We start from the raw sequence: 13,925 nt of genomic DNA, 5'->3' as shown, positions 1-13,925 counted from the left end.
GATGGGCGATGAGGTGAAAACGGCGGCCGAAGCCTATGAGGAGGCCGCACTGCCGCGTATGCATGAGGTGCATACAGGCGCGGATCAGCCCAAGTCAGGCGACCAGCCGCTGCCCAAATCGGTAACCGACAAGCCGGTGAAACAGAAGTCGCCCGCGCAATGGGCCTATGAGCGGGTCGTGCTTTATCTCAAGAATTTTGAAGAAAAGCTCGACAATGACCATGAGGCGGCGATTGGCTTTGCCGGGGGCGACGCCGGGGTGCTGCGGATCGAAGGCATGGGGTATTTCGACCCCGACATCATCACATTTTACGGCGTCGATCCGGCAGGGGCGCGGGCGCAATTGGTGCAGCATGTGGGGCAGTTAAACGTGATGTTGCGGGCCCTGCCAAAGAAAGTGCCCGATGCCGCACCGCAAAGGATCGGCTTTCGTTTGGTCGCCGATCTGGAAGAGACCTGACCTGCACGACTCTTTCGCGTGCGCGCAAGTGTAAGATTCCCCTCTAGCGCGTAATTTCGCGTAACGCTAGTATGGTTTTCTGATTATCATCCCCCCGTGACAGGGTGTTACGAATAGGTTAATCAGCGCCAACAGATTGTCTTAGGGAGACGAAAATGGCTGAACACGAACACGGCAGCATGAATTACGAACCACAGCAAAAGACCTTTGACGGGTTCATGACCTTCGTGACGCGCAGCGCCGTTGTCATCCTGGCGATCCTGGTTCTGCTGGCGATCTTTGCCGGTTGATCACGCCCTATCCCTGCGTGAGAGGGTAACCCTTTGAAAACTCTCTTGACGACGATTGCCTTGGTAGGCGTTCTGGCTGGCTGTTCGGTGGATCAAAGCCCCGATAGCCCGCCCGATGTCGTGGCGCGTGCGGCCTATCGCTCGCCCGAGCCGCCCTCCCTCACTTTGATGACCATGGTGAACAACCGCACCGGCAGCGGCGGACATACTGCCCTGATGGTAAACGGCTCGCAGCGGGTGATCTTTGACCCCGCCGGATCGTTCCGGGACGCGCGGATGGCCGAGCGGGGCGATGTGCTCTACGGGGTGACGCCCGCGTGGCTGCAGGCCTATAAATCCGCCCATGCCCGCAGCACCTTTCATGTGGTCAGTCAGGAAATCCCGGTCAGCCCCGAAGTGGCCGAACGGGCGCTTCGGTTGGTGACCTCCAACGGGGCGGTGCCCGGTGCATTTTGCGCCAATGCCACCAGCGGCATTCTCAGCCAAATCCCCGGCTTTCAAAGCGTTGGGTCGACGTTCTACCCCGTCAAGCTGCAAGAACGGTTTGAGACTCTGCCGGGTGTCACCACAACGAAATATTACGAAGATGATGAGGGCGATGTGATCGACGCCCTGCGTGCAGCGCAACTGGCCCGCCAGTAGCGCCCGCGCTTACCCCACCAGATAGAGCATCCCATAGAGCGCCGCGGCCCCTGACAGGATCGCGGCGAGCACGTTCTTGCTCGCCAGTCCCACGCCCAGCGTGACCACCGCCGCAGTCACACGCGGCAGGTCGAACTGCCCGTCCGTGCCCGAGGGCCAAAGCACCTGCGGTGCCACCAGCGCGGGCAGAATCGCCACGGCGGTATAACGCAGATGCCGCAACAGCCACGCGGGCATCTGCTTGTTGCCGACCAATCCGGTAAAGACAAAGCGCAGGAAAAAGCTGCCCAGCCCAAGACCGATGATCACGATCCAAAGTGAGGTTCTGTCGATCATCATGCCGTGCTCCCCGGTTTGCGCCGTTCCATCCACGCCTCGACCTGCGCGCCGGTGATCATGCCAGCAAGCCCCGCGATGATCAGCCCAAGCGCATAGGGCACATCGACAGCGATGAGGCTCACGATCACCGCAACAAGCGCCGCCGCCACATGGGCCAGTGTGCGAAACATCGGCGCGATCATGGCCAGAAAGGTGATCGGGATGGCAAAGTCCAGCGCCCAACTGTCCGGCACGCTGGAGCCAACCATCGCGCCAATCAGCGTGAAGATATACCAAAGCGGCACCACCGGCGTCACGGTTCCAAAGAAATAGGCCATCCGCTGCGGCACCGTCATCTGCGGTTCCCGCTCATATTGGGTCATCGCCGCCACATAGGATTGATCGACCGTCATATAGGCCGCCAGCGCCCGCTGCCACAGCGGCGCGCCGCCGATCCACGGGGTGAGAGAGGCCGAATACATCGCCATGCGCAGGTTCACCGCCAGCGCCGAGGCCAGCACGATGGCCGTGGGTACGTCTTCTTGCAACAGTTGCAGCGCCGTGAACTGCGCGGCCCCGGCGATCACCATGATCGAGAATGTCAGCGTCTCGAATACGTTCAACCCGGCCTCTGTCGCCAATAGACCAAAGAGAGAGGCGAAGGGGATGATCACCAGCACGAAAGGCAATGCGTCAACGATACCTTTGCGATAGGCGGATTTGGTGGTGGTGATGGCCATGACGAACTCTTAAATATAATGTCAAAGGCTTAGACCTAACCGGAAGGGGATACAATTGGCCCGCGACAATGAACTTAGCAATTATCTGATCGCCCCCGATCCCACTGCTGTTCGACTGACGCGGAATGTCTCTGGCGTGGATCACACCGGCGCGGAGGTGGCGATCAATGTGGTCGAAGAACGCCCCCTGACGATATTCCTCAACCGACAAGAGATCGTGACCGCCATGACCATTGGCGATTACCCGGCCTATCTGGCGCTCGGCTTTCTGCGCAATCAGGGGATGCTGCGCCCGGACGAAGAGATCACCGGCGTCGACTATGACGAAGAGCTTGAGACCGTCGTCGTGCGCACCAAACGCGCCACCGATTACGAAGACAAGATGCAGCGCAAGACCCGCACCAGCGGTTGCGCCGTGGGCACGGTCTTTGGTGATATGATGGAGGGGCTGGCCGATGTGCGCTTGCCCGACACGCCGGTGCGCACCTCGGACCTTTACGCGCTCGCGGCCAAGATCAACCGGACGCCGAGCCTTTATCTTGAGGCCGGGGCGATCCACGGCACCGTGCTGTGCCAAGGCGACCGACCGCTGGTCTATATGGAGGATGTGGGCCGTCACAACGCGGTCGACAAGATCGCGGGTTGGATGCTCTCCGAAGGGGTCGGGGCCGAGGATAAAGTGCTCTATACCACCGGGCGGCTGACCTCTGAGATGGTGATCAAGACGGCGATGATGGGCATTCCGGTGCTGGCGTCCCGCTCGGGCTTCACCGCTTGGGGGGTGGAGATTGCGCAGCAGGTGAATCTTACGCTGATCGGGCGGATGCGCGGGCAGCGATTTACCTGTCTGGCGGGCGAGGGGCGGTTGATCCGCGACGCGGATCCGACCACCGTGGCCGAGGAGCCGCGCAAAAGCGGGCGCAAAGGCGCGAAGGAATAAAGCGATGAAACAACCACTTGGCGTCATTCTGGCGGGCGGGCAGGCGACCCGTATGGGCGGCGGTGATAAGGGCTTGCTGCCGCTGGGGCAGGGCACGCTGCTATCCTCGGTGATCGACCGGCTGGAGCCGCAGGTCGCGGGACTTGCGCTCAATGCCAATGGCGATGCGGCGCGCTTTGCGGATCTGGGCCTGCCGGTGCTGGCGGACAGTATCGAGGGTTTCGCCGGGCCGCTTGCGGGCGTGCTGGCCGGGCTCGACTGGGCCGCCGAACAGGGGGCCGATACGATTGTGACCGCCGCTGCCGATACGCCTTTCTTCCCCTGTGATCTGGTTCCCCGTCTGCTACTCGCCGCTGATGATATGGCCCATCCGCTCGCCTTGGCCGCGACGCCGGACGTGAAACGCGGCACGGCGCGGCATCCGACCTTTGGCCTCTGGCCCGTGGCGCTGCGCGACGATCTGCGCAGCGCTTTGGCGGGCGGGCTGCGCAAGGTGGTGCTCTGGACCGAACAGCACGACGGGCGCGAGGCGCTGTTCCCCGATGAGGCCGCTTTCTTCAACGTGAACACGCCCGAGGATTTGGCGAAAGCAGAGGCGATGGCATGAGGGTTTACGGTGTCGTCGGTTGGAAGAACGCGGGCAAGACCGGATTGATGGAGCGGTTGGTGGCCGAGATCACCGGGCGCGGCTTCACCGTCTCGACCGTCAAACATGCGCATCACACTTTCGACGTGGACCACCCCGGCAAGGACAGCCACCGCCACCGCGTCGCGGGCGCGCGCGAGGTGCTGCTGGCCTCCGGCGCGCGCTTTGCCTTGATGCATGAGTTGCGCGGGGCCGAAGAGCCACCGCTCGACGCGCATCTGGCGCGGCTTTCGCCTGTCGATCTGGTGCTGATCGAAGGCTACAAACGCGATGGCCATCCCAAGGTCGAAGCGCACCGGGCCGAGACCGGAAACGCGCTGATCGCGCCGGATGACCCGACGGTGCGGGCGGTGGCCAGCGACGTGGCGCTTGAGATGGACCGGCCTGTTTTTGACCTGAACGACACCCGTGCGATTGCCGATTTCATCCTGCGCGAAGTGGGGCTGATCGCCGCCCCAACGGCACCTGCCACCACCGCACCCCCGCCCCTGCGCAACGATTGCTTTGCCCTCCCACCCGGCGTGCATTGGACCCCGGTGGATGATGCGCTGGCGCTGTTGAAAGAGCGCCTCCACCCTGTGACTGGGGCGGAAACCTTTCCCGCCGCCGATGCCGGGGGGCGTATCGTGGCCGAAGATGTCACAGCCCTCCGCGCGAACCCGCCGCTGCCGAACACGGCGGTCGATGGCTACGGTTTTGCCGGTGGGCGCGGCGAAGGGTTGCATGAGCTTCCGCTGGTGCCGGGCCGTGCAGCGGCAGGGGATCGCCCCGGCGCAGTGCCTGCGGGCCAAGCGATCCGCGTGCTGACCGGCGCGGCGCTGCCTGAGGGCGTGGATACCGTGATCCTGCAAGAAGACGTGACTGCCGAGGGCGGCATGTTGCGGTTTCACGGACCGGTGAAACAGGGGGCGAACACCCGCAAAGCCGGAGAGGATGTACAAGCCGGCGATGTGATCCTCGCCGCAGGCACGCGCGTTGGTCCGGCGGAACTGGCATTGATGGCGGCAGCAGGTGTGGCAGAGGTGCGCCTACGCAAGCGATTGAAGGTCGGCGTGATCTCAACCGGCGACGAATTGGTCGAGATGGGGGAGGCAGCACGCGACGGGCAGATTTACGACGCCAACCGCCCCATGTTGCTGCAACTCGCGACGGACTTTGGGCACGAGACCGTCGATCTGGGCCGCGTGGCCGACGACCGCGCGGCGCTGCGCGCAAGGCTCGACGCGGCGGCGGGGCAGGTGGATGTGATCCTGACCAGCGGCGGCGCTTCGGCGGGGGACGAAGACCACGTCTCGGCCCTGTTGACCGAGACGGGAGCGATGCAGCTTTGGCGGATCGCGGTGAAGCCGGGGCGGCCTTTGGCGCTTGGCCTGTGGCAAGGCGTGCCGGTGTTCGGGCTGCCAGGCAATCCGGTGGCGGCGATGGTCTGTTCGTTGATTTTCGCGCGGCCCGCCATGACGCTGCTTGCCGGGGGCGGCTGGCAGGAACCGCAGGGCTTTGATGTGCTTGCCGCCTTTGAGAAACGTAAAAAGGCCGGGCGGCGCGAATACCTGCGCGCCCGGATGCGCGATGGCCGGGCGGAGGTTTTCGCCTCCGAAGGATCGGGGCGTATCAGCGGGCTAAGCTGGGCCGAAGGGCTGGTCGAGTTGGACGAGACCGCGCGCGACATTGCGCCCGGCGATCTCGTCCGTTTCATTCCTTACGGCAGTTTTACCAGCTAAGGCCGCGCGTCAGTCGAAGGTGCCCGCACAGCGGCCCAGCAGCATAAAGGCGCGGGCAGTGCGGGTGTCAGCCAGCGATGAGATTTCCTCATCGGTTGCCTGTTTCTCGAACTCGGCAAAGGTCCGGTCAAACCGGCGCAGGAAGTGATGCGCGGCATCGCGAAAGATCGGGTCTTGCCGCATACGCGCATTGGCCAGCGCCAGTGAAGAGCGGTCGCGGATGCCACCCAAAGGCGCGATTGTACGGCCCCGCGCACCGCTGGCGAACTGACGCCAGATCTCGGGGCGGGCGCGATCGGGGCGCAGGTCGTCCATATAGATGCCGTCTTGGCTGAGCAGGGTCAGCACGTCCTGCGCGGCCTGCACCAGTTGCGAGGCGGAGCGGTCTTTCAACGCACGGCGCAGCGCGTCGAACCCGGCTTGGTCTTCCGCCGTTTCGGGGAAGTTAAGCGCGCGGGTGAAATCCTCGGCCGAGAGCGGCTGTGTCTTGTCGCCCGCCTGCGTGCCAAGCGCCAGCGTCGGCTGGTCTTCGGCGGCGGGCGGTGTGGGCGCGGGGGCTGGGGTGACGGGGCGCGCAGTCTCGTCGCGGCCCTGAAGCCCGGCCAGCGCGATCTCGGTCTTGCGGGCGCTGGCGGTGAGTTCATCGAGCTTGCGCGCGATGTTGCTGTCGCCCGCAGGTTTGTTGCCCTGCTGTTGCGAGATATAGGAATACCGGATGGCATCAATCGCGGCTTGTAGGCGTTGGATTTCCTCGCGCATGACCCGCCCGGCACGGGCGGCGGTGGCCCCGACCCAGATCATCGCGACCGGCAAGATCACCACCAACAGGATCAGCAGCCCGCGCAGCCCCCCGTCATTGGCCCCTTCCGGCACCTCTGCGGCAATGAAGGTGAAATAGATCGCCGTGCCAAGCAGCCAAAGCGCCGAAAGCGCGCCCGCGATGATCTCAATCTCTGTGATGCTGTTGGGTTTTGGGCGGTCGTATACGCCCATCGACGTAGGCCGCGCGGCGCCGTTCCCGCCGCGCGGGGCGCGGGGGGCTTGATCTTGGGGTGTCGAAGCGTCGGGCTCTGCCATGTCAGCCTTCCCGGTCAAGCGTAAACGATCTTGAGAACCTCATAGGATTTTTGCCCCCCGGGGGTGCGCACCTCGACGGAATCACCTTCGTCTTTGCCGATCAGCGCGCGGGCGATGGGCGACTTGATGTTCAAAAGGCCCTTTTCGATATTGGCCTCATATTCACCAACGATCTGATAGGTCTTCTCTTCGTCGGTGTCCTCATCCACCAGCGTCACCGTAGCCCCGAATTTGATCGACCCCGACAGTTTCTTGGGGTCAATCACATCCGCGAGCGAGATCACGCCCTCAAGCTCTTTGATGCGGCCTTCGATGAAAGACTGCTTTTCCTTGGCGGAATGATACTCGGCATTTTCCGACAGGTCACCATGTTCGCGCGCTTCGGCGATGGCCTTGATGATGGCGGGCCGTTCAACCGACTTGAGCTGCTTGAGTTCGACTTCGAGCGCGGTGTGACCGTCGCGGGTCATCGGGATCTTTTCCATGGCGGTGTGCCTACATAATGAGGGCCGCACCCGGGTTTTCGCCGGGGGGCGGCCAATTGCGTGTTAACTTGGCAGATACCTGACCCAAACTGCCCGCCAATTGCAAGTGCCTAACGGCCTCAGGGTCGGCGGTTGACTGCCGTCAATCGTATTGCACGACCTCATATTCGATCCCGTCCGCATCGTGGAAATAAAACCGCCGTCCGGGCTCATAGTCGGCGTGGTTTCCGGAGGTGAAGCCCTGCGCCAGCACGGCATTTTCGGTGGCGTCGAGGTCATCCACCACGACCGCGATGTGGTTGAGCGCACCGATAGTTTCGTAGCTGGTGTTCGTAAGAGTGCCCGCATTGCCGGGATTGTAGAGCGCGACGTAATGCGCCTCGGTGCCGACATGTTTGGTGTGGCCCCCGGCCATGGCGTCGCCCTCCCATCTCAGGTGCCAGCCAAAGACCTCGCGCATCCAATTGGCGGTGGCGGCGGGGTCAGAGACGGTGAAATTGGCATGTTCAAGTTGCGCGGGCATGGCGTTTATCCTTTTTGTGATCGCTTGTGCCATCTGAGCGTAATTGTTAAACCTAACTTTAGGTCAAGGGATTTATGAGGGCGAAATGGCGGTGAATGAGGGGCTGCCGATCGGGGCTTTGGCCAAGCGCACCGGGCTCGCCGTTTCGGCCATTCGCTACTATGAGGCGCAGGGGTTGATCTCGCCGTGGCGCAATGCGGGCGGGCAGCGGCGGTTTGATCGGGCCGATCTGCGGCGGCTGAGTTTCGTCATGATCGCCCAGCAATTCGGTTTCACCCTGCCACAGATCAAGGCTGAGTTGGACCGCTTGCCGGGCGGGCGCACGCCCACCAAGGCCGATTGGACCCGCATTTCCGAAGGGTTTCGCGCCGCCCTCGACGCGCGCATCGCCACCCTAAACAGGCTGCGTGACAATCTTGACGGCTGCATCGGCTGTGGCTGTCTGAGCCTCGAAGCCTGCGCGCTTTACAATCCTATCGACCAAGCAGGTGAAAAAGGCCCCGGACCGCGCTATCTGATGGGGGACGAACCGGCGGCCTGACAGGTCGCGCGTCATGTTATGTCGCTGAGGCCATGTTTTGCGCAATAAACGCAGGGTCGCGATTGCATTGCGCGCGGCGGTGGTTTAGCCAAATCCAAACCGAATTTGCCGTGAGGGAGCACCAAAATGGCCGAGATTGAACGCGAAGCGATGGAATATGACGTTGTGATCGTCGGCGCCGGGCCTGCTGGCCTGTCGGCTGCGATCCGGCTCAAGCAGTTGGACGCCGATTGCAATGTCGTGGTGCTGGAGAAGGGCTCGGAAGTGGGCGCGCATATCCTCTCGGGCGCGGTGCTTGACCCCTGCGGGCTGGACGCGCTGATCCCCGATTGGAAAGAAAAAGGCGCGCCGATCAATGTGCCGGTGAAAGAAGACAACTTTTACCTGCTGGGCGAGGCGGGCAAGCTGCGTATCCCCGAATTCCCCATGCCCCCGCTGATGAAAAACCACGGCAACTACATCGTCTCCATGGGCAATGTCTGCCGTTGGATGGCCGAACAGGCCGAGGAACTGGGCGTCGAAGTCTTCCCCGGCATGGCCTGCTCTGAACTTGTGTTCGGCGAGAATGGCGAAGTCAAAGGCGTTGTCGCCGGTGAGATGGGCCGTCAGGCCGATGGCACCCCCGGCCCAAGCTATGAGCCGGGCATGGAGTTGCACGGCAAATATGTCTTCCTCTCCGAAGGCGTGCGCGGCAGCCTGAGCAAACAGGTGATCGCGAAATACGGGCTGGATGAGGGCAAAGAGCCGCAGAAATACGGTCTTGGCATGAAAGAAATCTGGGAGATCGACCCCGCCAAGCACAAAGAAGGCACCGTCACCCACACGATGGGCTGGCCGCTGAACAGCAACGCGGGCGGCGGGTCTTTCATCTATCACCTTGAGAACAATCAGGTTTACGTCGGCTTCGTCGTTCACCTTGGCTACAAAAACCCGCATGTCTTCCCTTACATGGAATTCCAGCGCTTCAAGCATCACCCGATGGTGGCCGAGTTGCTCGAGGGGGGTAAACGTGTGGCCTACGGCGCGCGGGCAATCACCGAAGGCGGCTATCAGTCGATGCCCAAGATGGTGGCCCCCGGCGTGGCGATGCTGGGCTGCTCGGTCGGCATGGTCAACGTGCCGCGCATCAAGGGCAACCACAACGCCATGCTCTCGGGCAAGGCAGCGGCTGAGGCCGCCTATGCCGCGATCCAAGCAGGGCGGGGCGGTGATGAGCTGACCGAATATGAGACGGATGTGCGCGAAGGCCCGATTGCCGAAGACCTCAAGAAAGTGCGCAACGTCAAACCGCTGTGGTCGAAATACGGGCTCACCGCTTCGCTGGCGCTTGGTGGCTTTGACATGTGGACCAACACGCTCGGCTTCTCGCTTTTGGGCACGCTGAGCCATGGCAAATCGGACGCCGAGGCGACCGAGCCTGCGGATAAGCACAAGAAGATCGACTACCCCAAGCCCGACGGGAAGCTCAGCTTTGACCGTCTGACCAACGTGGCCTTCTCGTTCACCAATCACGAGGAAAGCCAGCCTGCGCACCTCAAGCTGAAAGACCCGAGCATTCCGGTCGAGGTGAACCTGCCGAAATACGCCGGCCCCTCGGCCCGCTATTGTCCGGCGGGGGTCTATGAGTTCGTCGAGGATGAGAAAACCGGCGAGACGCGGTTCCAGATCAACTTCCAGAACTGCGTCCATTGCAAGACCTGCGACATCAAGGACCCGACGCAGAATATCGTCTGGACCACCCCGCAGGGCGGCGACGGGCCAAACTATCCAAACATGTAAACGGGTCGCCAACAGGCACAATCAAAGGACCGGCATGCGAGGGCGTGTCGGTCCTTTCTTTGTCTGAATCGGCGAAATCCTGTCGGCTGCATGCCTCATCGCGGCCCCGCCATTGCGCCCGGGCACAGAGATGATAGCCTGAGCGCAAAGCGATATGAGGCGGTTTGCATGTTTCGGAATGTCCTAGGTTTCACCAGCGTTGCGGCGCTTTGCATCGGCCTTTCTGCGCCACTGATGGCGCAGTCGATCGCGGGCCCCTATCTGGCGGGGCGGCATGCCGCCGTGAACAGCGATTACCCCGAAGCCGCGCGCTACTACACCGAGGCGCTGGCCCGTGATCCCAAGAACATCGAACTGATGGAAAGCGCGGTGCTGTCCTATCTCTCGCTTGGGCGGGTGGATAAGGCGCTGCCGCTGGCGCGCAACATGATCACCCTCGGCACCAAGAGCCAAGTGGCCGAGATGACCCTCGTGGCCGCGATGGCGAAAGAGGGTGATTACAAGGCCCTGTTAGAGCGGGACACATCTTCCATCGGCCCTTGGGTCGGCGGGTTGGTGCAGGCTTGGGCGCATATGGGCGCAGGCGATGTCACCGCCGCCATGGCTGCATTTGACGGCCTCAGCGAAGAGGCCGGGATGCAGGGCTTTGTGATGTATCACAAGGCCCTCGCGCTGGCGAGTGTGGGTGACTTCGAAGGGGCAGAGGCGATCTTTGACAGTGGTGCGGCGGGCGCTGCGGGCCAGACCCGGCGCGGGGTCATGGCCCATGCCGAGATCCTTGGCCAACTGGGGCGCAGCGACGATGCACTGGCCGTGCTCTCGGACGGCTTTGGCGCAGATACCGATCCCGAAATCGCGCGGTTGATCGAGGCCCTGCAGCAAGAGGCACCGGCCCCCTTCAGCCATATGCCCGACGCCCAAGCGGGTATGGCCGAGGTGTTTTTCACCTTTGCCGCCGTGCTGCGCAACGAGGCGGCGGGGGACTACTATGTGCTGCTCTACTCGCGCATCGCGCGCTATCTGCGCCCCGATCATGTCGATGCGCTTTTGCTGACGGCCAGCCTTTTGGAAAACCTCGGCGAGCATGATCTGGCGATTGCCGAGTACAAATCTCTGCCTGCCGACAGCCCCGCCTATCACGCTGCGGAATTGGGCCGCGCCGATGCGCTGCGGCGCTCGGGCAAGACGGCGCAGGCCATCGAAGTGCTGGAGCAACTCGCCCGCAGTCATGGGGAACTGGCGGTGGTGCATTCCACGCTGGGCGACATGCTGCGCGCCGAGGAAGACTATGAGGCGGCCATCGCGTCCTACGACGAAGCGCTCGCGCTTACGCCTGAAACCGCCCGCGCCCGCTGGGTGCTGTTCTACGCCCGCGCCATCGCCAAAGAGCGCAGCGGCGATTGGGAAGGGTCAGAATCCGATTTCCGCGCCGCACTTGAGCTGAACCCAGAGCAGCCGCAGGTGTTGAACTACCTCGGCTACTCGCTGGTTGAACAACAGCGCAACCTGGACGAGGCGTTGGACATGATCGAACGCGCCGTCGCGGCTAGCCCCGACAGTGGCTATATCGTCGATTCGCTAGGGTGGGTGTTCTACCGTTTGGACCGCTACGAAGAGGCGGTCGAGCAGATGGAGCGCGCGGTGGAGCTGGAGCCGGTGGACCCTGTGGTGAACGACCACCTCGGCGATGTCTACTGGGCCGTGGGCCGCCAGCGCGAGGCCGAGTTCCAGTGGCGTCGGGCGCTGTCTTTCGTGGACCTGACGGATGCGGATTCCGAGGCCGACCCTGAGCGGATGCGCCGCAAGCTGGAAGTCGGGCTTGATGCCGTGCTGTCCGAAGAGGGCGCGGCCCCGCTGAAGGTTGCTGCAGACGAATGAGCCTTCCGAACAATGGGGCACCCGCTGGTCCCGGCGCTGCGGCGTCGCGGATGGCTTGGGCCAAGGTGAACCTGACCCTGCATTGCACCGGCCAGCGCGCTGACGGCTATCACCTGCTGGATTCGCTGGTGGTGCGGGCGGGCGTGGGCGATGCGCTGCATGTGGCGGCTGCGAATGATCTGACCCTGGCGGTCAGCGGCCCGCGTGCCGAAGGTGTACCGACCGATGCCCGCAACCTCATCCTGCGCGCGGCAGAGATGCTGGATGCCGGCGCAGGCCAAGGCGCGGCGCTGCATCTGGAGAAACATCTGCCCGCGGCGGCAGGGATCGGCGGCGGCTCTGCCGATGCGGCGGCGGCTTTGGACCTGCTTGCCGCGCATTGGGGCGTCCCATTGCCCGCAGACACGGCGCGGCTCGGGGCGGATGTGCCGGTCTGCCTGACACGCGGCCCGCAGCGGATGCAGGGGGTGGGGGAGATCCTCACGCCGCTTTCGCCACTGCCGCCCTGCCATATGGTGTTGGTGAATCCCGGCGTCGATGTGCCGACGCCTGCCGTTTTTTCGGCCCTGACCGATAAGAACCAACCGCCGATGCCGGAGGTGATCCCGACCTTCACGGGCTTTACTGAATTCATCGATTTTCTGGGCGAACAGCGCAATGACCTCGCCGCCCCCGCCATCGCGCGGGAGCCGATCATCGGGGCCTGTCTGGAGGCGCTGAGCGATGCGGCGCTGGCGCGGATGTCCGGCTCGGGCGCGACCTGTTTCGGTCTCTACGCCACCGCGTCGCAGGCCGAGAACGCGGCCCTCCGCATCAGCAGTGCCGCGCCCCAGTGGTGGGTCGCCGCCGCGCCGATCTTGGCCGCTTAGCTGATCCGGCTGACGACGTAGTCGGCCAGATCGATCAACATGCCTTTCAACTCATGGTCGGGCAGGGGGGCAAGGGCCGATTGGGCCTTTTCTGCCCAGTCCCGCGCATCGCGCTGTGTTGCCGTCAGCGTATCGTGTTTGCCCAAGAGCATCAGCGCATGGTCGAGATCGCCCTCTTCCTGTTTGCCCTTTTCAATGGTGCGCACCCAAAACGCGCGCTCGGTCTCATCGGCTTTGGCAACGGCCTTGATCACTGGCAGGGTCAGCTTGCGCTCGCGGAAATCGTCGCCGACGTTTTTGCCCGTGGCCCCTGTATCGCCTTGATAATCCAAAAGATCGTCAACGATCTGGAAGGCGATGCCAAGCGCGTCCCCATAGTCGTAAAGCGCTTTGACCTGATCCTCTGGCGCGTCGGCAATTACGCCGCCCACCTCGGTCGCGGCCGAGAACAGCGCCGCCGTCTTGCCACGCACGACTTGCAGGTAGACCTGTTCATCCGTGGCAAGGTTCTGCGCGGCGGTCAGTTGCAAGACCTCCCCCTCGGCAATTGTCGCGGCGGCGTTCGACAGGATTCGCATGACGGGCATTGAGCCCGGTTCGGTCATCAACTGAAAGCTGCGCGCGAAAAGGTAATCGCCCACCAGCACCGAGGACTGATTGTCCCACAAAAGGTTCGCCGTGGGCCGCCCGCGGCGCTGCGCGCTTTCGTCCACTACATCGTCATGCAGCAGGGTCGCGGTGTGGATGAACTCCACCGTCGCCGCGAGATGGACGTGATAGGGGCCGCCGTAGCCGCACATCCGCGCTGCGGCCAGTGTCAGCATCGGGCGCAGGCGCTTGCCGCCAGCTTCGACCAGATGGGCGGTGACTTCGGGAATGCGGGGGGCGTGCTTCGACGCCATCCGCTCACGGATCAGGGCGCTGACCGCCGCCATATCATCGCTTAGATAGGCCGCCATGCGGTCGTGCGGTTTGGCCGTTGCATCACTTTTCATCATCATTTCCCGCGTCCCGCT

The 13,925-nt window shown here is 63.3% G+C and carries 16 protein-coding genes; 10 read left to right on the top strand and 6 right to left on the bottom strand.

Annotated features, from left to right (window positions below):
- Position 1: 1 nt before the first annotated feature.
- From B5M07_RS13955 to B5M07_RS13945, 3 genes are all read left to right on the top strand, one after another.
- Complete coding sequence (locus B5M07_RS13955) at positions 2 to 460, top strand: DUF6173 family protein (RefSeq protein ID WP_067625065.1); 459 nt, start codon at positions 2 to 4, stop codon at positions 458 to 460.
- Between the two features lie 155 nt (positions 461 to 615).
- Complete coding sequence (locus tag B5M07_RS13950) at positions 616 to 750, top strand: aa3-type cytochrome c oxidase subunit IV (protein WP_067625061.1); 135 nt, start codon at positions 616 to 618, stop codon at positions 748 to 750.
- Positions 751 to 783: 33 nt separating this feature from the next.
- Positions 784 to 1,392, top strand: coding sequence for a hypothetical protein (locus tag B5M07_RS13945; RefSeq protein ID WP_120351752.1), 609 nt, complete (start codon positions 784 to 786; stop codon positions 1,390 to 1,392).
- Between the two features lie 9 nt (positions 1,393 to 1,401).
- Here B5M07_RS13945 and B5M07_RS13940 read toward each other — a convergent pair whose 3' ends face one another.
- Both B5M07_RS13940 and B5M07_RS13935 read right to left on the bottom strand, forming a co-directional pair.
- Complete coding sequence (locus B5M07_RS13940) at positions 1,402 to 1,728, bottom strand: AzlD domain-containing protein (protein ID WP_067625053.1); 327 nt, start codon at positions 1,726 to 1,728, stop codon at positions 1,402 to 1,404.
- Complete coding sequence (locus B5M07_RS13935; protein WP_120351751.1) at positions 1,728 to 2,450, bottom strand: AzlC family ABC transporter permease; 723 nt, start codon at positions 2,448 to 2,450, stop codon at positions 1,728 to 1,730. Before B5M07_RS13935 ends, B5M07_RS13940 begins: the two co-directional genes overlap by 1 nt.
- Before the next feature lie 49 nt (positions 2,451 to 2,499).
- Here B5M07_RS13935 and B5M07_RS13930 point away from each other — a divergent pair, with 49 nt between their 5' ends.
- The 3 genes from B5M07_RS13930 to B5M07_RS13920 are packed head-to-tail and all read left to right on the top strand — an operon-like array spanning position 2,500 to position 5,757.
- Entirely contained in the window at positions 2,500 to 3,390 is an 891-nt protein-coding gene (locus B5M07_RS13930) for a formate dehydrogenase accessory sulfurtransferase FdhD (RefSeq protein WP_067625048.1), read from the top strand.
- Positions 3,391 to 3,394: 4 nt separating this feature from the next.
- Positions 3,395 to 3,997, top strand: coding sequence for a molybdenum cofactor guanylyltransferase MobA (mobA, locus tag B5M07_RS13925; protein WP_120351750.1), 603 nt, complete (start codon positions 3,395 to 3,397; stop codon positions 3,995 to 3,997).
- A complete protein-coding gene (locus B5M07_RS13920; RefSeq protein WP_120351749.1) occupies positions 3,994 to 5,757 on the top strand; it encodes a bifunctional molybdopterin-guanine dinucleotide biosynthesis adaptor protein MobB/molybdopterin molybdotransferase MoeA in 1,764 nt (587 codons plus the stop codon). The genes mobA and B5M07_RS13920 overlap by 4 nt, the downstream gene beginning before the upstream one ends.
- 9 nt (positions 5,758 to 5,766) lie before the next feature.
- On the opposite strand, the gene B5M07_RS13915 is transcribed toward B5M07_RS13920, so the two are convergent.
- From B5M07_RS13915 to B5M07_RS13905, 3 genes are all read right to left on the bottom strand, one after another.
- Positions 5,767 to 6,834: a hypothetical protein gene (locus B5M07_RS13915; protein WP_254693931.1), complete on the bottom strand. Its 1,068-nt coding sequence runs from the start codon at positions 6,832 to 6,834 to the stop codon at positions 5,767 to 5,769.
- Between the two features lie 14 nt (positions 6,835 to 6,848).
- Positions 6,849 to 7,319 (bottom strand): transcription elongation factor GreA, encoded by a 471-nt coding sequence (greA, locus tag B5M07_RS13910; RefSeq protein WP_067624274.1) that lies wholly within the window; start codon positions 7,317 to 7,319, stop codon positions 6,849 to 6,851.
- A gap of 142 nt (positions 7,320 to 7,461) precedes the next feature.
- Complete coding sequence (locus B5M07_RS13905; RefSeq protein WP_120351748.1) at positions 7,462 to 7,842, bottom strand: VOC family protein; 381 nt, start codon at positions 7,840 to 7,842, stop codon at positions 7,462 to 7,464.
- Between the two features lie 85 nt (positions 7,843 to 7,927).
- Between B5M07_RS13905 and soxR the strand changes: the two genes are divergently transcribed.
- The 4 genes from soxR (at position 7,928) to B5M07_RS13885 (ending at position 12,909) form a co-directional block, all read left to right on the top strand.
- Positions 7,928 to 8,383, top strand: coding sequence for a redox-sensitive transcriptional activator SoxR (gene soxR / locus B5M07_RS13900; protein WP_120351747.1), 456 nt, complete (start codon positions 7,928 to 7,930; stop codon positions 8,381 to 8,383).
- Between the two features lie 126 nt (positions 8,384 to 8,509).
- Complete coding sequence (locus B5M07_RS13895; protein ID WP_120351746.1) at positions 8,510 to 10,162, top strand: electron transfer flavoprotein-ubiquinone oxidoreductase; 1,653 nt, start codon at positions 8,510 to 8,512, stop codon at positions 10,160 to 10,162.
- Between the two features lie 168 nt (positions 10,163 to 10,330).
- Entirely contained in the window at positions 10,331 to 12,040 is a 1,710-nt protein-coding gene (locus tag B5M07_RS13890; RefSeq protein WP_120351745.1) for a tetratricopeptide repeat protein, read from the top strand.
- On the top strand, positions 12,037 to 12,909 hold the full coding sequence (locus B5M07_RS13885; protein ID WP_120351744.1) for a 4-(cytidine 5'-diphospho)-2-C-methyl-D-erythritol kinase: 873 nt from the start codon (positions 12,037 to 12,039) through the stop codon (positions 12,907 to 12,909). Before B5M07_RS13890 ends, B5M07_RS13885 begins: the two co-directional genes overlap by 4 nt.
- Here B5M07_RS13885 and B5M07_RS13880 read toward each other — a convergent pair.
- Complete coding sequence (locus tag B5M07_RS13880; RefSeq protein ID WP_120352276.1) at positions 12,906 to 13,904, bottom strand: polyprenyl synthetase family protein; 999 nt, start codon at positions 13,902 to 13,904, stop codon at positions 12,906 to 12,908. The genes B5M07_RS13885 and B5M07_RS13880 overlap by 4 nt on opposite strands.
- Positions 13,905 to 13,925 lie beyond the last annotated feature (21 nt).

Origin of the sequence: Sulfitobacter sp. D7 (assembly GCF_003611275.1) — a bacterium.
Lineage (GTDB): Bacteria > Pseudomonadota > Alphaproteobacteria > Rhodobacterales > Rhodobacteraceae > Sulfitobacter > Sulfitobacter profundi.
The sequence above is the reverse complement of the archived record's forward strand: the minus strand, read 5'-3'. Positions and strand labels throughout refer to the sequence as shown.